Genomic DNA, 22,982 nt, shown 5'->3' on the forward strand with positions numbered 1-22,982 from the left:
TCCGTCGAGGGTTAAAGGTGGTTGAACGCGCCGGGCAGCAACTGCTCCAGCGTCCACACGCGGGTGGCGGCCGGGTCGCTGCCCTGGCAAACGATCAGGGCGTCCGGGGCCATCAGCTCGGCGAGCACCTGGCGGCAGGCGCCGCACGGGCTGATCAACTCGACCTTGGGCGCATAGACCGCCATCGCCTTGAACGTACGCGGCGCCATGCCGCGGCTGATGGCCGCGAACAGTGCGCTGCGTTCGGCGCAGTTGGTCAGGCCGAAGGAGATGTTCTCCACGTTGCAGCCGTGGATCACCTCACCGTCGGCGCACAGCAGGGCGGCGCCAACGGGGAAATTCGAATACGGCGACCAGGTGGCCTGGGCGGCCGCCTTGGCCGCTTCGATCAAGCGCTGCTGCTCGCTGGAAAGTTGCTCGCTCATGCTGGGTTCTCTAGTGGGAGTGCTCAGAATTGATAGCCGACGCCGAAGTAATAACCCCAGCCATCGGAACGGCCACGGAAGGGGCCGTCGCCGAAGTTAAGTTCGCTGCCGTCCTTCCAGTTGCCGCCATTGTGGAAGTGACGTGCCGCCGCCATGAAACGCAAATGGGTGAACGAATACAGCAACACGTTGGTGGACACGGTGGCGTTGGCCGTGCGCGCCGGCCCGGCCTGATCGTGCAGGTCCGAGCCGAAGTCGAAGTTGGTGAAGCCGATATAGGTCAACGAGGCGCCGTTACTGTACTTGTCGATCGGCACGATGTACTTGAGTTGCGCCCGGTAGCCGTCCCACGAATTCTCGTTGGGCGCGCCGTAGTTTTCCCACTGGCGGCGCGCATAGAGGTTGGCCGAAAGGTTGACCCGGCTGTGGGTCTCGATATCGGTGCCAAAACCGCTATACAACGTGTTGGCGCGGCCGGCACGGTTGTGGCCCAGGTCGTAGATCCAGTCGAAGGCCACGTAGAACTCTTTGAAGGGCCCGAAGCCCAACTTGCGGCCGGTCAGTTCATCGATGGATATCCGCGGCTCATGTTCCATGAACAACGGTGAGCCCTTGTCCCACACGCCGCTGTCGTGGCTATTACCGATGCCGAGGATTTTCGGTGCGTCGATATAGCCATACAACTCGAAGGGGCCCTTGCGGCCGAAGTACTCGTATTCCAGGTAGATGTCGTCGGAAGGGCGAGGGCCGAAGCTGATGTCCTTGCTGCCGATCAATGTGAAGTTCTGGTTATACCAAGGCGCTGCCTTGGTTTGATCAACCGGCGGCGCAACTTCATAGCTCAAGCCCTCGCCCTGGGCGCTGTCGGAACCGTTCGCCGGAGCCTGCGCAGCCCCCGCCGCGAGTGGCAACAACGCCCAGCCCAAGGTGAAGCAAACGTTTGCTACTTTGATTTTTTTCATACTCACCGCTGCGGTGCTCCTCGATCCTTGATTTGTTTTTTCGGCGTTTAGCAGGCGCAGCCGTTCGTCGCCGACATTAGCGGTGAACGATGTTTCGGGCGGGCTTGCTGGAGTTCTTCCTCAAAAGGAAGAAGCGCATCAACTACTTAAAACCAGGCGGCGCCGGGTATAAGGTCGATGAGGTGGAACAGCGAATGAGATGTGCAGGTTCTGTGCCATTTTTGTATTTGTTGGATCCGGTGGCTTGAGCCAAGAAGAATGCCAGAATTTGACCGAACGATCCACTTCGGAGCACTTGGTTTGTGCAAAGTGCTCGCTTTAGGGGCAATGCGTCGGCTAAAACACGTTCCCTGAAGTGCTCGTGCTAAGGGCGAAGTTGCAGTTGGAGCTTTTCGCGGCGTTTATTTAAAGAGGTGCAACGCGATGAAATCCACGAACACCCGAACTTTCGGCGACAGGTGCCGGCTCGACGGCCACAGCACCCAGAACTGGCCTTCGTCTCCGGTCAGCACGGCGACCAGCCGACCTTCATCTAACGCTGCCCGGGCGAGAAAGTCCGGCATATGGGCAATGCCATGCCCCTCGATGGCGGCCATCAGCATCGCTTCCATATTGTTGAGCACCATCGCCGTTGGCAGCCGCAGGGCCGTGACGGCAGCGCTAGCGGTGAGGGTCCAGTCCATGATCTTGCCGGTGTTGGCGAAGCGGTACCTCAGGCAGTCATGCCGCTCCAGCTCCGCTATGCACGTGGGGCGCCCCCTGCGCTGGAGATAATCGGGCGACGCGCAGAACAGGAAGCGAAAAGGCCCCAGCCTGCGGGCCATGAGGCTCGAATCCGCAAGATGGCCGCTGCGGATGGCTACGTCGAAACCTTCGTCGATCACATTGACGAGGCGGTCGTTGAAGTCTAGGTCCAGCTCGATGGAGGGGTGCAGCTGCTTGAACTGCTGCAGGTGCGGCATCAGGAAGCGGTAGCCGATGGTGGGCAAGCTGACCCTCAGCCGGCCACTGGGCGCCTGGGAGGCCTGGGCCAACATGGCTTGGGCGTCTTGCAGGTCATCCAAAATTTTCTTGCACCGCTCATAGAACAATGCGCCCTCCGCGGTGAGGCTTACCCGCCGCGTGCTGCGCTGTAGCAGGCGCACGTTAAGTGCAGCCTCCAGTTTGGCGACATTCTTGCCCACGGCTGACGCAGAGATTCCCAGTGTTTTGGCTGCCGCGACGAAGCTCAATGCCTCGGCGGCTTTCACGAATGAGGTCACGCCACTGAGGCTGTCCATGGGTGGATTAAATCCTTTTGGTTGGGTATGTGCGGATAGTTAACGTATTTATCGCCGATTGCAGCGCAGATAGAGTTTATCAGCCTTGAGCTGGTCTCTGCCGGTTTAGACAAACCCCATCGCTATCGAAGGAACGCCCTCATGAAGGCATCCCCCACCGTTACCACCGACCCTGGCCAGGCTGTCTTGCTAGCGGCCATTTGCCTTGCCGCCTGTGTGCTGCCCTTGAGTTTTACCGGCGGCGCAGTCGCCACGCCGTTGCTTGGCCAAGCCTTGGAGGCAACGCCAATGCAGCTCGCTTGGGTCACCAACGCCTTCATGCTCAGTTTCGGTAGCCTGTTGATGGCGGCAGGCGCCCTGGCCGACCGCTTTGGGCGCCAACGCCTGTTTCTGTGCGGCACCGGGCTGTTCTGTCTGGCTTCCCTGCTCATTGCCTGCTCGAGCTCCGTAGTCTGGATCGATTGCTTGCGCGCGGTACAGGGCGTGGCGGCTGCCGCCTCGTTGGCCAGCGGAACCGCCGCGCTGGCCCAGGCGTTCGATGGAGCGGCGCGCACCCGAGCGTTCGGCGTGTTAGGGACCACCTTTGGCGTGGGGCTGGCGGTGGGGCCCCTCGCTGCGGGGCTGTTGAGCGAGCACTGGGGATGGCGCGCGATCTTCTTCGCTAATGCGCTGATTGCCGGGCTTTCGCTGGTGTTCGCCGCCGGGGCGTTGCAAGAAAGTCGAGGCTGCTCGGAGCGTCGGCTGGATGTGGCGGGGCTGGTGCTGTTTTCGCTGGTGCTGACGGCGTTTACCAGCGCGCTGGTCCTGGCGCCGGTGCGTGGCTGGGCTTCGCCGTGGGTGATGACAGCGCTGGCAGCGACGGCAGTCTGCTTGCCGTGTTTTATCGTGAGCCAGCGCCGCGCCGCCTACCCCATATTGCCGTTGGGCCTGTTTCGCTATCCCCGCTTTGTCAGGGTGCAATTGCTGCCGGTGGGCACCTGTTATTGCTACATCGTGCTGATTGTTGTGTTGCCGATTCGGCTGATCGGCATAGAAGGTGCCACGGCCTCGCAGGCTGGAGCCCTGATGCTGTCGCTGTCGGCGCCGATGCTGGTGGTTCCGCTGGCGGCCGCCTTGCTCACCCGCTGGGTGTCGCCCGGGTTGCTCTGCGCCGCAGGTTTCATGCTGGCCGCAGCCGGGTTGTTCAGCCTCAGCCGCCTGAATGTTCAACAAAGCTGGCCAGTGGTTGTAGCGTTGCTGGTGATCGGCACCGGAACGGCGCTGCCCTGGGGGTTGATGGATGGCCTGGCGGTCAGCCTGGTGCCCAAGGCACAGGCAGGCATGGCCGCCGGGATCTTCAACACTTCGCGGGTTGCCGGCGAAGGGGTGGCCTTGGCCATTACCACGGCGTTGCTTGCAGCGCTGCTCAGCCACCGCTTGGCGCATGAGCTCAACACCGCAGCGCCCCCAACGCAGGCCTTGCAGATTACCCAGTTCATGGTGATGGGCGATCTGCGTCACGCGCTGGAGCAGGCTGGGGCCGTACCGGTGCACCTGTTGCGCACCGCCTATGCCCAGGCCTTCAGCACGCTGTTGCAGCTGCTGGCAGGCTTCACCACCCTTACAGCCCTCGTGGTAGCCGGGTTGAGCCACAGCTCGGCCAGGCCGTGACTCGACGCCAAGCTGCGGGGTCAAGGGTGGCTCGGGTAGTCGACGTAACCGCGCTGGTCTCCGCCGAAGAAGGTACTGGGGTCTGGCGTGTTGAGCGCCAGGCCCTCGCGGATCCGCCGAGGAAGGTCCGGGTTGGCTAAAAACGGCCGGCCAAACGCAATCAGGTCGGCCCGGCCACTGGCAACCGCCTGATTGGCGGTTGCGGGGTCGTAACCGCCAGCTAACATCAGCACCCCGTGCCAGGTGGCGCGAAGCTGAGCGATGATCGCGTCCCAGCGCGGGTCGAAGTTCTCGTCCTTTACCGTCCCCACCACGGCAGGCTCCACCAGGTGCAGGTACGCCAAAGGCCAGCGGTTGAGTGCTTGCACGATGTAACCGAAGGTCGCTTCCGGGGTTTCATCGCCCATGCCCATGAAGCGCCCCATGGGGGTAAGGCGAACGCCCACGCGTTCAGCACCGGCTTCGGCTACTACAGCCTCGACCACCTCCAGCAACAACCGGGCGCGGTGTTCGATGCTGCCACCGTAGGCGTCCTGGCGCTGGTTGCTGTTGCTGTTGATGAACTGATCCAGCAGATAGCCGTTGCCGGCGTGGATCTCCACGCCGTCCATGCCAGCGGCCAGCGCATTGCGTGCGGCCTGGCGGTAATCGCTGACGATCTCGGCGATCTGCTCGGTCGTCAATGCCCGGGGAACTGGCACATCGCTCCACACGCCCTGGCCTTGTTCATCGACGATGAAGGTCTTGCCTGGTACCGGCAAGGCGCTTGGCGCCACTGGCAGGCCGTTGCCCGGCTGGAAGCTGGGATGCGACACCCGCCCCACATGCCACAGCTGCATGAAGATCAGCCCGCCCGCTTCATGCACTTGGGTGCTGACCTGGCGCCATGCGTGTACTTGATCCTGGTTGTAGATGCCCGGCGTCCAGGCGTAGCCCTGGCCTTGAGGCGAGATCTGCGTGGCTTCGGTGATGATCAGCGCCGCGCTCGCGCGCTGGCGGTAGTAGTGGGCATTCATCGCGGTAGGCACATCGCCGGGCTGGCCGGCGCGCGATCGGGTCAGGGGGGCCATGGCAACACGATGGGGAAGGCGGTATGGGCCGATGGCGACAGGTTGGAACAAGGCATCAGTCATGGGGTGGCTCCTGCTGGAAGAAAGCGCCGTGCCCTCAAGCCCGGCGGTGTTCACGGTTGCCATCCACCCTACGTTCTATCCTCGGCGGTGATAATCCCTCGCCAGCGGGCCAGTGCATTGCGTGTACGGCAACGCTTGCCCGCAGGAACGCTCAGGCGTCTTGCGCTGAACGCGTAAGCGGAAGGTTCAGCCAACGCCGGCCCGTGGCGGCGGCCAGCGCATTGCCCAGCGCCGCCGCCATAGGCCCCTGTACGATCTCGGCGGCCCCCAGGAAGGGTTGGCCCGGCTGGTCGAGCAGGTGAACCTCCACGCGCCCCGGCAACTGCGGGAAACGCAGGATGGGGTAGCCGCTCCAGTCATAACTGCGTACCCCGGCGGGGTCGTAGTCAACGGCTTCATAGAGGGTCCAGCTCATCGACTGCACGATGCCGCCCTCCACCTGGTTGCGCAGGCCGTCGGGGCTGACGATCTGCCCCACATCCACCGCCGTCACCACCCGCTGTACCTGGATGTCGCCGGTTTGCGGGTGCACCTGCAACTGAACGGCAATGGCGCAGTACCCCATGATGTTTTTGTAGCGGGCGAAGGCGAAACCGGTGCCGCTACCTGGCGCTTGCTGCGGCGGCCAACCGAAGGCATCCCGGGTGCGCTCGATCACCGCCCGGGCGCGCGGATCGGCCAGGTGCGCCAGGCGAAACGCGACAGGATCGATACCGGCCCGGGCGGCCAGCTCATCGATGCACGCCTCGATGGCGAAGATGTTGATGTGAGCGCCCAACGAGCGCATCGCCGAAGTGCGAAACGGCATCTGCGTCACGAAATTCATGTCCACGCGGGTGGACGCGGTGGTGTACAGCGGCACCGCGTTGCGGTCGCCGTCGCCCTCGGGCTGGGCGATAGGCACCGATGGGGCGGACACGAACGGCTTGGCCAGCAAACGCGCCGGGATCAGCCTTCCGGCGTTGACGATGCGTTCGTTGTGCGGGGTCGTCCAGAGTTCGTAGCGCCAGTCCTGCAGGCGGCCCTGGCCGTCGAGGCTGGCCTGGGTCTGGGTCAGCATTGCCGAGCTGTAGGGCTCCCAGAGGTTTTCTTGCTCGCGCATCCACTGCACGCGCACCGGCTGCCCGGGCAGGCGCATGGCGATCAGCGCCGCATCGGCTGCCGCGTCATCGGCGCCGTTATGGCCGTAGCATCCTGACCCTTCGGTGTGGATGCAGCGCACGCGCTCCGGCGCCAGCCCAACCATTTCAGCAATGCCGGCACGTAGCGGAAACACCCCTTGGGTGTGGGTCCACACGGTAAGGGTGCCGTCCTGGAGCCAGGCCACCGCGCAAGAAGGCCCTATGGAACCGTGCAGCAAGTACTGCTTGGTGGCGCGCGCCTGATAACTGGGGCCGACCTGCGCCGTGGGCGTGCCTTGGTGGCTGATGGGGTAGCGCCGCGCGGGCAAGCGCTTGAGCAGCTCATGAATGCCACCAGCGTCGGGCAGGGCGTCGCCGCCGTTCCACTGCGCCAGTTCATAGCCCCGGCGCATCGCCTTGATCGCTTGCCACTCATCACCGGCGACCACCGCCAGGTAGTTGCCGTCTTGTATCACCTGCACCACCCCAGCCAATTGGCCTACGGCCGCTGCATCGAAGGCGTGCAAGGTGCAGCCCGGCCGGGGCGGGCGGATCACTCGGGCATGTAGCATGCCCGGCAAACGCAGGTCCTGTACGAAGGCCGCGCCGCCGCTGACCTTGGCCGGAATGTCCAGGCGCGGCAGTGAATGGCCGATCAAGCGAAAGTCCGCCGCTGGCATCGAGGGAGACTCGGTCTGCGCATAGCGATGCAGGTCTACCTCGGCCACTGCCTCGGCATAGCTCATGCGCTGGCCGGCGGGGCCATGGATAACCGCGTTTTCGGTGGTCAGGTGCTCGGGGCCGATTGCCCAATGGTGCGCGGCGGCGGCCAGCAATAGCTGGCGCACTTGGGCGGCGGCGTTGTAGAGCGCCGTACCGCTGTCGAAAATGCTATGGCTGCCGGCGGTATAGCCTTCGTTGGGTGTCAGCGCCGTGTCGGCGGTCAGCAGTGTGATAGCCGTGGGCTGCACCTCCAGGCGTTCGGCGGCAATCTGCAATAAGGCTGTTTTCACGCCGGTGCCCAGCTCGACCTTACCGGTGTATACGATGATGCCGCTGGCATCGATGCGTATCCACGCGTCCAGGTAGGGGTTGGTGCGCAGGCTACCCGCCAACTGGGGCGCTAGGACCTGCGTGCCGAGGGTGTCCACTTCGGTATCGGCCACCGCGAAGCGGCCAGCAGGCAATAGCGAAAACGCTACCAGTAGCGCCCCGTCACGCAGGAAGGCACGGCGGCGCAGGTCCACCTCAGCCTTGGCGGTCATGCTGTTCCCCCGTTCGGGCGACCTGGCTGATCGCGGCGATGATGCGCAGGTGCGTGCCACAGCGGCACAGGTTGGTAGCCATGTGCGCGCGGATGGTCGCTTCACTCGGGTGCGGGTCGCGTTCGAGCAGGGCCTGGGCCCGCATCAGCATGCCGGCGATGCAATAGCCGCATTGCGCCGCCTGGGCATCGATGAATGCCTGCTGCAACGGCCCCGGGCGCTCCGCGCTACCTAGGCTCTCTACGGTGCGAATAGCTTTGCCCTGAAGCCCCCCGCATGGGGTCAGGCAGGAGAACACCGGCTTGTCGTCCACCAGCACCGTGCATGCCCCGCATTGGCCCAGGCCGCAGCCATACTTGGCGCCGTTCAACCCCAGCTGGTTACGCAGGGCATAGAGCAGCGGCATGTCGGGGTCCACATTCAGCGCGTGGCCCGCGCCATTGACCGTCAGAGTGGTTGGGGTCATTGCGCCTCCTGGCGTAAGTCATCGAGGGTGGAGGGTAGGCCAACCCAGGGTTGGCCGGGCCGGGCTCGCTCGCGCAAGTAGGCGGCCAGTGCGCCGAGCTGGGCGTCATCGAGGCTGTCGGCGAACGGTGGCATTACCGGCCCTGGCAGGCCCGTCGCGGCAGGGATGCCCTCGAGCACGGTCTTGAGGAAGTTGCGCGGGCTGCCCGCTTGTAACGCGGAAGTGGCGGCCAGGGCAGGGCGGCCGTCGATCATCCGCATGGGTGCAGCGGCCCCGTGGCAGCCGGCGCAGGCACCTTGAAACACCGCCTCGCCCGACGCTTGCGCCGCTGCGGGAACGGCCCCTGCCAAGGAGCGGGGCGGCTCCGGCAGCGCTGCGGCGGGCAAGCTGAGCAGGTAGAACGCCATGGCTTGGACGTCACTGTCTGGAAGCTTCGCCAGGCCTAGGCTCACCGGCCGCATAGGGCCTGCCGGGGTTCCGTGGCCATCGACGACCGCACCGCGCAGGTAGGCCACCAGTTGCTCGCGGTTCCAGCCGCGCGTGGGCTGCGCCAGGCCAAGCAACGACGGCGCTTCCCAGCCGTCGACGATGCCACCGGTCAGGGCCTTGCCGCGTTCTTCGGCCCCCAACAGGTTCAGCGGGGAGTGGCACCCACCGCAGTGCCCGGCGCCTTCGACCAGGTAACGCCCGCGGTTCCAGGGTTCGGGCCTGTCAGCCTGAGCCTGCAACGCGGGTGTGTGGAGAAACAGCAGGTTCCAGAACGACACCAGCGGGCGCAAGTTCATGGGAAAGTTCAGTTCATTGGGCAAGGCCGGCGCCTGCACCGGCGGGCCGCTCATCAGGTAGGCATAGGCATCGGCGATGTCCTCGGCGCTCATGCGCCGGTAGTGCACATAGGGGAAGGCGGGATAGAGCAAGTGCCCGTCCCGGGAAACGCCCTGGCGCATGGCCCGTTCGAACGCCGGTAGCGACCAGGTGCCGATACCTGTGGCCAGGTCAGGGGTGATGTTGGTGCTGTACAGCGTGCCGAAGGGCGTCTTCAGGGGCAGTTGGCCGGCCAGGTAGGCGCCACCGGGGCGGGTATGGCACACCGCGCAGTCCCCGGCTTCGACCACCAGGGCACCACGGCGAACGGCTTCTGGGTCCAGCGTGCGAGGGGCCTGGGCCGGTGCTATTGCCGGCCTCCACATCATGCCAATGGCCATGCACGCGGCCGCTGCCAGCAGCACCGCTGCGCCAACCCACAGCCTTGAGCGACCACGGCCCATCACCAACCTCCATGCCCGGTGGCGCAGGCAACCAACGGCCTGCGTTCAGTGGCCGGAGGGTAGAACAATGGGCCCGCGTGGAGTATGCGATGACGGCGCAACAGGCCGTTGCGCCAACGGCAACAGTCCCGCCGTTGCGCAACGCGCACAGCTTTGATGCCCCGCGCAGGGATTCTCCGCCTGGGCAAGCCGCCCTAGGCTGGCACCTCGTTTTCCACTTTCATCCCAGGTGCACTCATGTCCTCTGCTAACGCTGATATTTCTCCCCCCACGGCGGCGCGCGTCGGTGCGCTGCCAACGCTCTCCGGCGCCATGGTTGCTTTCCTTGCCTTTTGCTGTGGCGCGGTGGTTGCCAACCTGTACTACGCCCAGCCAATCGTTGAGTTGATCGCGCCCGCCATCGGCCTCTCCAGCACCCATGCGAGCCTGGTGGTATCGTTGACCCAGTTCGGCTATGCCGCCGGGTTGCTGCTGCTGGTGCCCTTGGCCGACCTGATGGAAAACCGCCGGCTGGTGGTGGGGTTCACCCTGGCGGTGGCGGTGTGGCTCGCTATCGCTGGCGCCAGCCAGACGCAATCGCTGTTTCTGATCGCTTCATTGTTCATCGGCCTGACCTCGGTCGCCGTGCAGATCCTCGTGCCGCTGGCGGCACACATGGCGCCGGAACAGTCCCGCGGCCGGATCGTGGGTAACATCATGAGCGGCTTGTTGCTGGGCGTGCTGCTGTCGCGGCCGCTGTCCAGTACCGTGGCGCAAACGTTCGGCTGGCGCAGCATTTACTTCATCGCTTCGGGGCTTATGGCCGTTATCGCCCTGGTGATGGCGCTGGCTTTGCCGCGGCGGATGCCCACCCACCAAGCGAGCTATGCCGCGCTGATCGGCTCGGTGTTCACCTTGGCGCGGCGTTATGGCGTACTGCGCCAACGCTCCTTGTACCAAGGGCTGGTGTTCGCCAGTTTCAGCTTGTTCTGGACCATCGCGCCCATCGAGCTGATCCGCCACCATGGCTTCAGCCAGGGCCAGGTCGCGCTCTTCGCTCTGGTCGGCGCCGTGGGCGCGATCGCTGCACCCATTGCCGGCCGCCTGGCGGACGCAGGTCACGGCCAGATCGGCACCAAGGTGGCGTTGTTACTTGCCCCGGTCGCTTTGCTCATGGGCACCCTGCCTGGTGGCGGCTACCTGTGGCTGGTAGCCAGCGCGGTGCTGCTGGACTTCGCCGTGCAGCTGAACATGGTGCTGAGCCAGCGTGAGGTGTACGCCCTGGACCCGCACAGCCGTGCCCGCCTGAATGCGGTGTACATGACCAGCCTGTTCGTGGGGGGCGCGCTCGGCTCGTTGTTGGCAAGCCCCTTGTACGAGCACTTCGGCTGGGCCACCTCGGCCTCTCTGGCGGCGTTGCTGCCGGGGTTGGCGCTGGCGCTGTACCTGCTGCGCAGCGGCCGCCGCGCGGCCTGAGGCAGGAAAGAAAAGCACGCGCAGGCAAGGCAGGTGCGCAGGATCGCCCTCTAGAATGTGGGAGTACCGCGCGGGTGACCCCGCGCGGCTGGCGATTCCGGAACCTAGTCATGGATAAACTGCTTGCACTCAACATGTTCGTCGAAACGGTGCGCTGTGGTGGTTATTCCGCCGCCGCCAGGAAGCTCGGCGTGGCCACGTCTTCGGTAACCCGCCAGGTCGCGGCGCTGGAGGCGGAACTCGGCGCGGCATTGCTCAACCGCAGCACCCGTCACAGCAGCCCCACCGAAGCGGGGCAGGCGTACTTCGAGAATGCCCTGGCGATCCTCGATGCCCTGGAAGCGGCCGATAACGCCATCGCCGACCGCGATGGCACCGCCCGTGGGCGCATGCGCATCAGCGTGCCCGTGGAGTTCGGCCGGCGGGTGATCGCGCCCCGCCTGGGGCGCCTGCTGGACCGCCACCCCGAGCTGGAAGTCAGCCTGAACCTGAGCGACACCATGACGGACCTGTTCAAGGACAGGGTCGACCTGGCGGTCCGGCTAGGCACCACGGTGTTCAACGACGAGCTGATCTGCAAGCCGATCGGCCACTTCGAGCGGTGGATCGTCGCCAGCCCCGAGTACCTGCAACGTACGGCGCATCCGGAATATCCCCAGGACCTGCTCGAACACGCCTGCCTGCGCTTCGACTATGGCAACGCCCACAAGAACTGGCTGTTCCGCCATGGCGACGAGGCTATCACCGTGGACGTGCGCGGGCGGCTGCAGAGCAACAACGCGGACATCCTGCGCGAGCGCGCCTTGGCAGGAGAGGGCGTGGCTATGCTGGCCGACTGGCTGGTCGCCGAGGACGTCCGGCAGGGCCGCCTCACGCGGATACTGCCGGCCTATGATGTGAACCCTGGCACCGCCGACTCGTCGATCAACGTGCTGTACCTACCGAACCACCGGGGTTCTACCCGGGTGAAGGCCTTCGTGGATTTCCTCGACGAAACCTGGCGTTCGATCACCTGGCGGTGACCCGCCGCAACGCTGTGTTGCGCCGGCAGCCACTACCTGTATCGCCTGCATTGCCCTAGGCTGTGCTCGGGAAAAACTGCACAGACCAACATCATGAAACCATCCGTGGCACTGGCCTTCGACTTTCTCGACCCGTGGGGCTGGATCGCCGAGCGTCGCCTGCGCGCAGCCATCGCCGAGGCCAGCCAGCCCTTCACCGTGGACTATCAGCCGTGCGCCATCGCCCAGCCCAGGATGGCGGGCGAGCCGTACCGGGCCTATCAGGCTCGGCGCTTCGGCAGTGACGCCCAAGTGTTCGAAACCAGGGCGCTGGACCAGGCGGCGCAGCTGGGGGTCGCCCTGGATTTCGAGCGTATCGCCACCGTGCCGGATACCCGCCTGGCGGGTTGGGTGCTGCGCCGTTGCAGCGCTGATGAGCAAACCCAGCGCGTGCTGTTCGAGGCCATCTACCAGGCGTACTTCTGCGACGGCCAAGACATCGGGCTGCCAGCTGTGCTCTCCCGCTTGCTGGGCTACCCTTGCCCGCCATGGCCGGCGACGGCCGACAGCGAACAGGCCTTACTGCAGGATGAACAGGCCACTGCCGCCTGGTGCGGCCGGATGATGCCCTCGGTCCGCGTTGGCCACAAGGTCATCGCTGGCGCCCAGCCGCCAAGCGTTCTGGCCCGCTACCTGCGCTACTGAACCCTGCGCGGGGCGGTGCGGTCCACATCTACCCTGCGCGGCGCCACAGGCCCTCCCATTAAATGAACAAGGACGCATAAAGGTGATCGAGCAGCCGGTGATCGAGGTGAGCGACGGGGTGGCCCCCGCCGTTGAACGGGCTATCGGCGATGGCCTCGATGCGTTCAATGCTCAGGCCGTGGGCTATAGCGACCGCCAACCGCTGAGCGTCGTCGTGCGGGACGCCCATACCGGTGAAGTCTTGGGCGGTATTACCGGCCGGACGTCCCTGGGGCTGGCCTTTCTAGACTTGTTTTACTTGCCAGAGCACGCTCGCGGGGCCGGCCTCGGCAGCCAGGTGCTGGATGCCTTCGAAACCGAAGCGCGCCGCCGGGGTTGTGGCGCTGCGGTTCTGTACACCATCAGTTTCCAGGCACCTGAGTTCTACGAAAAAAAGGGTTGGGTAAGGTTTGGAACCATCGCCTGCGAGCCGCAAGGTTCCAGCAGAGTGTTTATGAGTAAGGAACTGTAGGTTTCAAGCGCAAGGACACGCCATGCACCTGAGAATCGAAATCAAAAAAGATCCACAACCCGCTGATTATGAAGCTATTCTTTTACCTCTGCAGGCCTACAATAACGCCCAGGCCGAACCCTCCGAAGTCGAAAAAACCGCCTTTCTGGTCATTGATGAAGCGGGCGTTACACAGGGAGGGTTGTGGGCCAGAGTGGCAGCGCGATGGCTATTCGTGGAACTGCTGGTCGTGCCTGAAGCCGCTCGGGGCCAGGGGATAGGGTCACAATTGATGGACAGCGCGCAAACCCTGGCCCAGCAGAAAGGCTGCGTGGGTATTTGGCTGGATACGTTTTCCTTCCAAGCCCCGGATTTTTATCGCCGGCTGGGCTTCGAGGTGTTTGGCGAACTCAAGGATTACCCGCCTGGGCATAGCCGTTTTTATATGCAAAAACGATTCGATTGAAGATGAACAAACGCCGATGCCTTCTCTGGTGCCTGTGCTCAGCCGTCAGCCTGCTTTCGATCCTGTGCTTTGAGCTGTGGAGCGATTGGCTCACGGCAGTGCCGCTCGACGCGCCGTTCCCGCTGGACAAGCCTTCAGCCGTGGAGCAGGTGATCGAAATACGCTCCACCGATTACAAATACCTGCAGGTTCGCCTGGCGCGAACGCAAGATAACTTCCAGCAGCTGATGGACCTGGTAGGCCGCGATGGTCAACCCGCCACCGTTCAGGTCCACTGGCGGCTGTTGGGCATGGATTCGAAAGTGCTTGCCCAGGGCACTTCGAGGTTGGGGCAGGCCAGTGGGATCAGCAGGGATGACATCAGCTGCTGGCTGGCGACCCTGCGTTATCCCGCCCCCACCGGGCATTACCAACTCCAGGCCCAGGTAACCGTGGCGGATCCGGCGTTCGCCGGGGTCGATACCCGGCTGGTGCTGGAAAGTTCGCCTAAAAATGGCAGCGATCCGCGCTTCGGTCTGATGTTCTTCTGGATGATATTCAACCTGTTGGTGTGCTGGCCGCTTGCGATCGTGGGGGGTATAGCAGCGGCCGTGTGCTACCTACGAGGGCGAACCATCGTGGAGCCATAAGGTCCAACCTGACCAAACCGACGGGTTCTGCATTCCGGTCAATCGCGTTCCACCCGGGGACGGCGACTCTTACCGCTTTGAGGATTGCACATGACCCAGGTGTTCAACGTTCTGGACTTCGGCGCCAAGGGCGATGGTGTCACCGATGACAGCCACGCCATTCAGCTGGCGATCAACGCCGCCTTCACAGCGGGCGGCGGTGAGGTCTATGTGCCCCAAGGCACTTACCTGGTGACCGGGCCGAACGCCGATGGCGGCTGCATCACCCTCAAAAGCAACGTGACCTTGAGCGGGGCGGGTGCCGGGCAAACCACGCTCAAGCTGGCGGATGGCTCCAGCGCGGTCGATGGCATCGTCCGCACCTCGGCACAACACAACACCCTAGACGCCAAGGTCGCCGACTTGACCCTGGACGGCAACCAGGCCCACACCAGCGGCACGGTCAATGGCCTGGTGAGCGGCAGCGCCAGTAACCCGAACGCGCACAGCGTGGGCCTGGAGGTGAGCGGGGTAGAACTGGCCAACTGCAGCGGGTCGGGGCTGGTGGCCAACACCCTCACCGATGGCCTGGTGATCAGCGACAGCGTGGCCCATGACAACGGTGACGACGGCTTTGCCACGCGCTTCGATACCCGCGCCGGGCGCAGCGACTCGGTGCGCTTTTCCGATAACGAAGCCTACGGCAACGGCGGTGACGGTTTCGACATCCATACCGCCAGCTGGGCCACCACCGAAGGCGCAGTGCTGCTCAACAGCAACAGCCACGACAATGGCGGCGACGGCATCGTGCTGACCGGCTTTGAGCAGCCGCAAAAAACCTCGGCGTATGCGCAAGACACCCTGGGCGGTGGCACCGTTTACAACAACGGCGGCGCGGGTGTGCGTCTGGAGAACATCCAGCGCGCCACACTGACCGGCCTGGATATCCACGGCAACGGCGCCGAAGGCATCAACCTCGCCGGCACCTTCGACACCCAGATCATCGGCAATGCGGTGCACCAGAACCTGCAGAACGGCCCTGGCAGCGAGATCCTGATCGGCCAGCTTCCCGCCGGTGTGGCGGGCAACGCGGCATTCCCCGCGGCGGATGTGGATTACGACCTCGTTAACAACGTGATCACCGCCGGCGCCAATTCCACCTATGCGATCACCGCGCCTTCACCCGGCGGTGGTTTCCATCACCAGGTGAGCGGCAACCAGCTGGACGGCTTCCAGGGCGACCCGATCCGTGCGACTGACGGCGTGAATTATGCCGGGGGCTATGCCCAGTACGGCACCGACGGTAATGACCATCTCACCGCCGGCATCGCGACCGCGCTTTACGGAGGCGCCGGGCGCGACACGCTCACCGCGGGCGCCTATGGCACGAACCTGACCGGAGGCGCCGGGGTCGACAAACTTATCGCTGGCGGCAGCTATGACAGGTTCCTGTACCACGCGGTCACCGATAGCTACGTCGACAGCACTGGGGCGGCCCACCGGGACGTCATCACCGGTTTCGATGCCAGCAAAGACCTGCTCGACCTCACGGACCTGAAGTTCCATGGCCTGGGCGATGGCCATGACGGCACCTTGTTGCTGCGTTACTACGTCACCAGCAACACCACGGTCCTGGCCAGCCTGGATGCAGACGCCGATGGCAACCGTTTCGAAGTGGCGCTCAAGGGCGACTACCGCGACCAGCTGACGGCTAGCAACTTCGTGGACTTCTACAACGGTAGCGACAGCGCGGACACGGTCTACGTCGGCGAGGACGATCCCGGCAACAGCGTGTACTACGGCAACGGTGGCGACGACAATATCTTCGTCGCCACCGGTGGCGTGTGGTTCGAAGGCGGTGCCGGCGCCGATACGCTCGGCACCTTTTGGGGCGGCGGCACCTTCGTTTATCGCGCGATCAGCGACAGTTTCGTCAACGACCGCACCGGCGAACAGGTGGTCGACCGCTTGGACTTCACCTACGGCGTTCTGGATGTGTCGGCGCTCGGCTTCACCGGGTTAGGGGACGGGCATAACGGCACCTTGACCATCGCCGACGATGGCGCCGGGCATATGCTGTACACCTCGCTGGACGCGGACGCCGACGGCAACCGCTTCGCCGTGCGGGTTTCGCAAAGCGCTGACAGCATCATCTTCGCGCACTCCGAGTACCCCAGCACCGGCGCGGGGCTGCTCGGCAACGACACCCTCACCGGCGATGCCGGCAACAACAGCCTCGAGGGTGGTCAAGGCAATGACGTGCTCATCGGCCTGGCGGGCAAGGACACGCTCACCGGCGGTTCGGGCGCCGACACGTTCCGCTTTACCAGTGTGAACGACAGCTTCCATGGCGGCGCGGACCTGATCACGGACTTCACCCTGCGCGACACCCTGGACGTCTCGGCCTTGGGCTTCACCGGGCTGGGCAACGGCACCGGAGATACCTTGCGCATCGCCTACAGCGCCGCCACCGACCGTACCTACGTACAGAGCCAGGTGGCCGACGCCCAGGGGCACAAGTTCGAGGTGGGCCTGGCGGGTAATCTCACCGAGCACCTGAGCGCCGCCAATTTCGTGTTCGCGCCGGCAGTCGAGTTGACCACCCTGGGTGTAGCGGCCGAGACCGACACGCATACTGTGTAGGCGCTGCCGAGGCCTGTGAACCGCGGCGCCGGGGTTCGCAGGCTGGCGCCAGCTCCTACAGGGAAGAGGTCAATTTTGTGTCGGCGTGGGGGCGGCCATCCGGTGAAGCCGGTGAGCCTCGTATCGCCGGCCGCTGCGCAGGCCTGGTACCCCGGCGGGGGGTCGCAGGCTGTCGCCAGCTCCTACGGGGGGCAGGTCGGTCCTGTATCGGCGTGGGGGGCGGCCATCCGGTGAAGCCGGTGAGCCCGTATCGCCGCGCGCCGCGCAGGTCTGGTACCCCCGGCGGGGGTTCGCAGGCTGGCGCCAGCTCCTACAGGGAAGAGGCCAATTTTGTGTCGGCGTGGGGGCGGCCATCCGGTGAAGCCGGTTAGCCTTGTATCGCCGCCCGCTGCGCAGGCCTGGTACCCCTGGCGGGGTTCGCAGGCTGGCGCCAGCGCCTACAGGGGACAGGTCAGTCCTGTGTTGGCGTGGGGGGGCCATCTGGTGAAGCCTGTGCGCCGGCGGCCGGTGTAGCGCCGGGCGCTCGCTGTTGCCATCCGCCCCCCAGCGCTTTGTACAACCCCACGCTGGCGTTGAGCCGCGCCAGCCGCAGCTGGATGCCGGTGTCCTGGGCCTCGAACAGGCTGCGCTGGGCGTCGAGCATGGTCAGCAAACTCTCCGCCCCGGCGCGATACCGCCGCTCGGCCAGCTCGAAGGTAGTGCGGGCCTGGGCCAGCGCTTCCTCCTGCCACCCTAGTTGGGCATCCAGCCCCTGGGCGTCGTTGAGGGCGCGGTCGGTGTCGGCGAAGGCATCGACCACGGCCTTGCGATAACCGGCCAGCAGCTCTTCGCGCCGCGCCTGGCTGGCCTGGTGCTGGGCGCGCAGGGCACCGGCATTGAAGATAGGCGCAAGCAGGGCGCCACCTACGTCGTAGTAACGGTTGAGCAACAGGTCGCTGGCCTGGTTGGCGCCGCCGGCGAGGCTGGCGGTCAGGGTCAGCCGCGGCAGCATCATTGCCCGGGCCACCTGCACGTCGGCGTCGGCGGCGGCCAGCCGCGCTTCGGCCCGGGCCACGTCGGGGCGGCGCGTCAGCAGCTGGCTGGGCACGCCAGCGCCGATGCTTGGCCAGTGCAGTTGCTCGAAGCCCCCCGGCGGCAACGCCAGTTGGCCCGCCGCCACACCGAGCAGCGTGGCCAGGGTGACTTCGGCGTTGGCCGCTTGCTGGTGCAACAACGCCTGCTGCTGGCGCTGGCGAGCGGTCAGCCCGCGCTGTTGCGCCAACTCCAGCGCCGTTGCCGCCCCCGCGCCGTGGCGGGTCTGCACCAGCGCCAGCACCTGTTCGGCGTTCTTCAGGTTCTGCCTGGCCACTTCCAGCCGCGCCTGTTGTGCGCGCACCGCGAGGTACGCCTGGGCCACGTCCGCTTCGAGCGACAGGCGCAACGCGCTCTGGTCGAACAGGCTCGCCTGCCAGGTGCTGACCGCGCTCGCGGCCCGGGCGCGGACCCCGCCCCAGAAGTCCACCTCATAGCTGGCGCTGAGCCCCAGGCTGTAGGTTTCCAACCCAGGGTCGTCCTGATAGGTGTCGATAGCGCTGTACCCCGGGCCATGCATCAGGCGCTCGCGGGTAGCGTTCAGGCCCAGCTGCACGGTGGGCAGCCCCGCGGCGCCGGCGACCCGCGCCTGTGCCCGGGCCTGCTCGACGCGGGCGATAGCGGCGGCGAGGTCGAAGCTGTTTTGCTGGGCGCGGCGTACCAACGCGTCCAGCACCGGGTCGTTGAAGCGCTGCCACCAGTCGTCCATGGCCACAATGGGTGCCTGGGCACCGGCCTGCCATTGGCTGGGGGCGGGGGGAAGGGCAGGTGGCACCGGCGCGGGCCCGCTACAGGCCGCTAACAAGCAGCAAGCGGGTAACAAGGACGCGGGTAACCGCAGGTGAACAGGCATGGGCATTCTCATTGGCTGGCCAGCGCGGCGACGGGGTCCAGACGGGCGGCCTGGCGGGCGGGCATAAAACCGAACACCAGGCCGGTGAGCAGGGCGCAGGCAAAGGCGCCCACCGCCGCGGCGGCGGTAAAGGCCACGGTCACCCCGGCCAGGTGCAGGCCGATACCGACGCCCAGCGCCAGTATCACGCCGGTGACACCGCCCACCAGCGACAGCAGGCTGGCTTCGGTCAGGAACTGGCGCAGGATGTCCCGCTGGCGGGCGCCGACCGCTACCCGGATGCCAATCTCGCGGGTGCGCTCGCGCACCGTCATCAGCATCACGTTCATCACGCCGATGCCACCCACGAGCAAGGATATGGCCGCGATCGCGCCGAGCATCAGCGACAGGGTGTTCTGGGTACGGGCTTCGGCTTCGATCATCGCGGCATTGTTGGTCAGCTCGAAGTCATGCTGGCCGCGGTGCAGTTGCAGCATCAGCTGCTCGATCGCCGCGCCCGCGCGCTGGACCTGCCCACCTTCGGCGGCGGCGATGATCACGTATTCAGGCTCGGCCTTGCCGAACAGGCGAATGCTTGCCGCCGAATAAGGGATGGCGATGCGGTTGTCGGCGTCCTTGTCACCGGAGCTGGCGCCCTTGGCGGCCAGCACGCCGACCACCTGGAAGGGCACGTTCTCGATCAGCAGGTAGCGGCCGATAGGGTCGGCGGCGCCGAACAGGGTGCGCCGTACCCGGTCGCCAATCACCGCCACCGTGGCCGCCCGGGCTTCGTCCTGGGCGGTGAAGTAGCTGCCCTGGACCACTGGCCAGTTGAGGATCCTCGGGAAATCCGTGTTATTGCCGCCCACGTAGGCCTGCATGTCCAGGTTGGCATAGCGCACCGTCAGCTCGGCGCCGTTGACCGGCATCGCTTTCTTGACCTGGGGCAGGGTGGCGATGGCAGCCACGTCGTCGAGGCTGACCACCCCCTGTGGCGCACGCGGGTTGGGTGCGTAGCCGCTGAGGTAAATGATGTTCGAACCGAAGGCGCCCATCTGCGCCATCACCTGGCGCTTGCTGCCTTCGCCCACCGCGAGCATCACCACCACCGAAGCCACGCCGATGACGATCCCCAGCAGCGTCAGCGCGGTGCGCAGGCGGTTGCTCCACATCACCCGCCAGGCGCCGCGCCATGCCTCGCGCAGTTCACCAAGCCAGGCGCCCGAGGGCACCGCATGATCGCCCGACAGCCGCCGAGCCAGTTCGATGGTGGAGAGCTCCGTGCCAGGCAGCTGCGTCCTGGCGAGTGGGGCGGCCAGGGCGCGCCGCGGGCGGTCGCTGATGATTTCGCCGTCGTGGATCTCGATGATCCGCTCGGCCCGCTCGGCCACCTGGCGGTCGTGGGTGATCAGGATGATCACATGGCCCTCGGCGGCCAGTTCATCGAGCAGGGCCATCACCTGCGCGCCGCTGTGGCTGTCCAGCGCGCCGGTGGGTTCATCGGCGAGGATGATATGCCCGCCGTTGACCAGCGCGCGGGCGATCGACACCCGCTGCTGCTGGCCGCCGGAGAGCTGATGCGGCCGGTTGGCGGTGCGCTGGCCCAGGCCCAGGCGTTCGAGCAGGGCCTGGGTGCGCGCCGCGCGCTGTGGTGCCGGGGTGCCGGCGTAGATCGCCGGCATTTCAACGTTCTCCCGGGCCGAAGCGGAGGGGATCAGGTGGTAACCCTGGAACACGAAGCCAAACGCTTCGCGCCGCAGCCAAGCCAGTTCGTCGTGCCCCAGGGCGGCCACATCGTGCCCGGCGAAGCGATAGCTGCCGGCGCTGGGCCGATCCAGGCAGCCGAGGATGTTCATCAGCGTGGACTTGCCCGAACCGGAGGCGCCGACAATGGCAACGAATTCGCCAGCATGAATGCGCAACGACACTCCCTTGAGCACCTCGATACTGGGCGAGTCGCCACCGCCATAGCGTTTGCGAATGCCCTGCAGCTCGATCAGCGCAGGGTTGTTCACGGGCGGGTTATTCATGCCCGGCACCGTCGCCGACGAGCACCTGCTCACCCTCGGCCAGGCCCTCTAGCACTTCCACCCGAAGGCGGTCGCTCAGCCCGGTCCGCAACGGCCGCCGCTCCAGCTCGCCGTGGCCGCCGCGGACCCAGGCGAAGCGCGTGCCCTGATCGTCCTCACGCACCGCCGCCAACGGGAGGCTGAGCGCTTGCGACGCCTGGCCGGCAACGAAAAAAACCTGGGCGGTCATGTCCGCCATCAGCGTGCGGTCGCTGTTGTCCACGTCTACCAGCACGGTGTACAGCACCACCCGGCCACTGCCACCCTGGCCGAGGCTGGCAGGGCTGCCGCCGCCCTGGCTGCTTTGCTCCAGTGGCCGCGGCGGCAGCGGCAGGATCTGCCGCACGGTGCCTTGCCACCGCCGGCCTTCGCCGCTGAGCAGGGTGAACCACGCCGACATGCCGGGCTTGAGCCGCCCGATGTCGGCTTCCGACACCTGCGCCCACAGCGTCATCGGTGACAAGCGGGCGATGCGCATGATCAGCGGCGTTTGTTGTTGGGCGTTGAGCGTCTGCCCCTCACGGGCGTCCACCGCGACCACAGTGCCGGCCATGGGCGCATAGATGCGCGTATAGCCCAGTTCGGCTTCGTCCCGGCGCAGGCTGGCCTGGGCCTCACGGATGCGTGCTTGCAGGCCCTGCACCCGCGCGGCGGCGGCGGCCAGCTGCGCTTGCGCGCCCTGCACGTCTTCCTCACGGGTGGCATTGCCGCTGGCCAAGGCTTGCTGGCGCCGGTATTGCTGGCCGGCCAAGGTGTGCAGGGCGCGTTGTTCGGCGAGTTGAGCGTTGAGCGCATCGACTTGCGCGCGGTCGGCGTCAACCCGGGCGCGCTGGGTCGCGGGGTCGATCTCCACCAGCAACTGGCCAGCCTCGACCTCGTCGCCTGGTTCTACGTGCAAGCGGCGGATCTGCCCGGACGCCTGGGCGCCCACATCGACATATTGGCGCGGTTGCAAGGTGCCCAGCGCGGACACCTGGCTTTGGATATCCGCGCGGGCTACGGTGGCCATGGGGCCCTGTTCAGGGCTGCGCGGATAGACGGCCCATGCCGCGAGAGCAGTCAGGCCTAGCGCCCCGGCGATGGCCAGGGCGAGCAACGGGTTACGACGAAAACGGGTCATGAAAAACATCCGGCCGGTGCACGGGAACGCTGCCAGACAGACGAACCGGCGGGGCGCGGATTTAGCCGGTGGTTCAGCGGCGCAGGCTGACCCGTAGCGAACCCTCGCCTTGGCTGAGAGTGACCGGGAGCACCTTGGGCAAGCCGGTCACCAGCGCCGGCATGTTAGAGGTGCTGAACACCCCGCCGATGCGCAAGCCACCGGTCGCGGCATCGGCCAGCACCAGGGGTTGGTCCAGGTAGCGGTTGATCAACGGCAGCGCCTGGGCCAACGGCATGTCCTGCAGCACCAGGCGGCCGCCGCGCCAGGCCAGGGCGCTGTCCAGGTCTGCCGGGCCTACGCTGGGCGAAGCATCGCCGGGGCGGTAGTGCGCCTGGGTCCCGGGGGTGAGCACAGCGTCATCGCCGTCGCCATGGCTGCGCACTTTCACCGCCCCCTCGGCGACCGTCACCATCACCTCGTCGTTGAAGGCCCACACGCTGAAGCGGGTGCCGGTCACCGTCACCGTGACCCGGCCCGCCTTGACCTTGAACGGATGCTCGGCGCTATGGCTGGCGTGCACGTACACCACGCCACGGGTCAGGTCCAGTTGGCGGGCATCCTTGAAGTTGGCGAACGACAGCCCCGTGCGCAGGTCCAGTTCCACTTCGCTGCCGTCGGGCAAGGTGAGCTGGCGGCGTTCGTTCTCTGCCTGGTAGCGATGGTAGCTGTTGGGTAGCCAGCCGGCTTCCCAGCCACTCCAGGCCAGCAAGGGCACGCCCACCAGCACCATGGCTACGGCGCGCAAGGGCTGGCGCCAACCGGCCATGGCCGTGCGGCGCGGTGCGGGCGCCTGGCGCGGCTTGAGCTGCCCGGCGGCCTGCCACAGGCGCTCGAACTGGCCATACTCCTCGGCATGGCGCGGGCTTGCCGCCAGCCAGGCCTCGAAGGCGCGCCGCTCCTGCGCGGTGCA

Annotated in this window: 19 protein-coding genes; 8 read left to right on the top strand and 11 right to left on the bottom strand. The window is 65.9% G+C overall.

The features are described 5' to 3' along the window. Positions 1-11 precede the first annotated feature (11 nt). From OGL93_RS14590 to OGL93_RS14600, 3 genes are all read right to left on the bottom strand, one after another. A complete protein-coding gene (locus tag OGL93_RS14590; protein WP_263263457.1) occupies positions 12-425 on the bottom strand; it encodes a cytidine deaminase in 414 nt (137 codons plus the stop codon). Between the two features lie 23 nt (positions 426-448). Continuing rightward, the gene (locus tag OGL93_RS14595; protein WP_263263458.1) at positions 449-1,387 is read right to left on the bottom strand and encodes a nucleoside-specific channel-forming protein Tsx; all 939 of its coding nucleotides are present in this window, start codon (positions 1,385-1,387) and stop codon (positions 449-451) included. Positions 1,388-1,788: 401 nt separating this feature from the next. Continuing rightward, positions 1,789-2,667, bottom strand: coding sequence for a LysR family transcriptional regulator (locus OGL93_RS14600; protein ID WP_263263459.1), 879 nt, complete (start codon positions 2,665-2,667; stop codon positions 1,789-1,791). 141 nt (positions 2,668-2,808) lie between these two features. On the opposite strand from OGL93_RS14600, the gene OGL93_RS14605 reads away from it, so the two are divergent. Beyond that, complete coding sequence (locus tag OGL93_RS14605; protein WP_263263460.1) at positions 2,809-4,317, top strand: MFS transporter; 1,509 nt, start codon at positions 2,809-2,811, stop codon at positions 4,315-4,317. 20 nt (positions 4,318-4,337) lie between these two features. On the opposite strand, the gene OGL93_RS14610 is transcribed toward OGL93_RS14605, so the two are convergent. The 4 genes from OGL93_RS14610 to OGL93_RS14625 form a co-directional block, all read right to left on the bottom strand. Further along, the gene (locus OGL93_RS14610) at positions 4,338-5,450 is read right to left on the bottom strand and encodes an alkene reductase (RefSeq protein WP_263263463.1); all 1,113 of its coding nucleotides are present in this window, start codon (positions 5,448-5,450) and stop codon (positions 4,338-4,340) included. A gap of 151 nt (positions 5,451-5,601) precedes the next feature. Further along, the gene (locus OGL93_RS14615; RefSeq protein ID WP_263263464.1) at positions 5,602-7,836 is read right to left on the bottom strand and encodes a molybdopterin cofactor-binding domain-containing protein; all 2,235 of its coding nucleotides are present in this window, start codon (positions 7,834-7,836) and stop codon (positions 5,602-5,604) included. Further along, positions 7,820-8,302: a (2Fe-2S)-binding protein gene (locus OGL93_RS14620; RefSeq protein WP_263263467.1), complete on the bottom strand. Its 483-nt coding sequence runs from the start codon at positions 8,300-8,302 to the stop codon at positions 7,820-7,822. The genes OGL93_RS14615 and OGL93_RS14620 overlap by 17 nt, the downstream gene beginning before the upstream one ends. Further along, positions 8,299-9,507 carry a cytochrome c gene (locus tag OGL93_RS14625; RefSeq protein ID WP_263263497.1) on the bottom strand — a complete coding sequence of 403 codons (1,209 nt, stop codon included), beginning with the start codon at positions 9,505-9,507 and terminating at the stop codon, positions 8,299-8,301. The genes OGL93_RS14620 and OGL93_RS14625 overlap by 4 nt, the downstream gene beginning before the upstream one ends. 300 nt (positions 9,508-9,807) lie before the next feature. Between OGL93_RS14625 and OGL93_RS14630 the strand changes: the two genes are divergently transcribed. The 7 genes from OGL93_RS14630 to OGL93_RS14660 all read left to right on the top strand — a co-directional run bounded on the left by OGL93_RS14630 (position 9,808) and on the right by OGL93_RS14660 (position 16,938). Beyond that, entirely contained in the window at positions 9,808-11,025 is a 1,218-nt protein-coding gene (locus tag OGL93_RS14630) for an MFS transporter (protein ID WP_263263468.1), read from the top strand. A gap of 110 nt (positions 11,026-11,135) precedes the next feature. Next, a complete protein-coding gene (locus tag OGL93_RS14635; protein WP_263263469.1) occupies positions 11,136-12,047 on the top strand; it encodes a LysR family transcriptional regulator in 912 nt (303 codons plus the stop codon). Positions 12,048-12,140: 93 nt separating this feature from the next. Next, a complete protein-coding gene (locus tag OGL93_RS14640; protein ID WP_263263470.1) occupies positions 12,141-12,731 on the top strand; it encodes a DsbA family protein in 591 nt (196 codons plus the stop codon). 85 nt (positions 12,732-12,816) lie between these two features. Then, positions 12,817-13,242: a GNAT family N-acetyltransferase gene (locus tag OGL93_RS14645; RefSeq protein WP_263263498.1), complete on the top strand. Its 426-nt coding sequence runs from the start codon at positions 12,817-12,819 to the stop codon at positions 13,240-13,242. A 22-nt stretch (positions 13,243-13,264) separates the two neighbouring features. Beyond that, complete coding sequence (locus tag OGL93_RS14650) at positions 13,265-13,687, top strand: GNAT family N-acetyltransferase (RefSeq protein ID WP_263263471.1); 423 nt, start codon at positions 13,265-13,267, stop codon at positions 13,685-13,687. 2 nt (positions 13,688-13,689) lie between these two features. Continuing rightward, a complete protein-coding gene (locus OGL93_RS14655; protein ID WP_263263472.1) occupies positions 13,690-14,316 on the top strand; it encodes a hypothetical protein in 627 nt (208 codons plus the stop codon). Between the two features lie 90 nt (positions 14,317-14,406). Further along, positions 14,407-16,938 (top strand): glycosyl hydrolase family 28-related protein, encoded by a 2,532-nt coding sequence (locus OGL93_RS14660; protein WP_263263473.1) that lies wholly within the window; start codon positions 14,407-14,409, stop codon positions 16,936-16,938. A 451-nt stretch (positions 16,939-17,389) separates the two neighbouring features. Here the strand turns inward: OGL93_RS14660 and OGL93_RS14665 are convergent, their stop codons facing one another. The 4 genes from OGL93_RS14665 to OGL93_RS14680 all read right to left on the bottom strand — a co-directional run. Further along, a complete protein-coding gene (locus tag OGL93_RS14665) occupies positions 17,390-18,862 on the bottom strand; it encodes an efflux transporter outer membrane subunit (protein WP_263263475.1) in 1,473 nt (490 codons plus the stop codon). A gap of 8 nt (positions 18,863-18,870) precedes the next feature. After that, a complete protein-coding gene (locus tag OGL93_RS14670) occupies positions 18,871-20,871 on the bottom strand; it encodes a MacB family efflux pump subunit (protein WP_263263476.1) in 2,001 nt (666 codons plus the stop codon). Next, positions 20,864-22,030, bottom strand: a complete 1,167-nt coding sequence (locus OGL93_RS14675; RefSeq protein WP_263263477.1) for an efflux RND transporter periplasmic adaptor subunit — start codon at positions 22,028-22,030, stop codon at positions 20,864-20,866. Before OGL93_RS14675 ends, OGL93_RS14670 begins: the two co-directional genes overlap by 8 nt. A 73-nt stretch (positions 22,031-22,103) precedes the next feature. After that, the coding region (locus OGL93_RS14680; protein ID WP_263263479.1) for a FecR family protein at positions 22,104-22,982 on the bottom strand (879 nt) is incomplete at its 5' end.

The sequence above is a fragment of the Pseudomonas sp. RIT-PI-S genome (assembly GCF_025642975.1).
Classification (GTDB): domain Bacteria; phylum Pseudomonadota; class Gammaproteobacteria; order Pseudomonadales; family Pseudomonadaceae; genus Aquipseudomonas.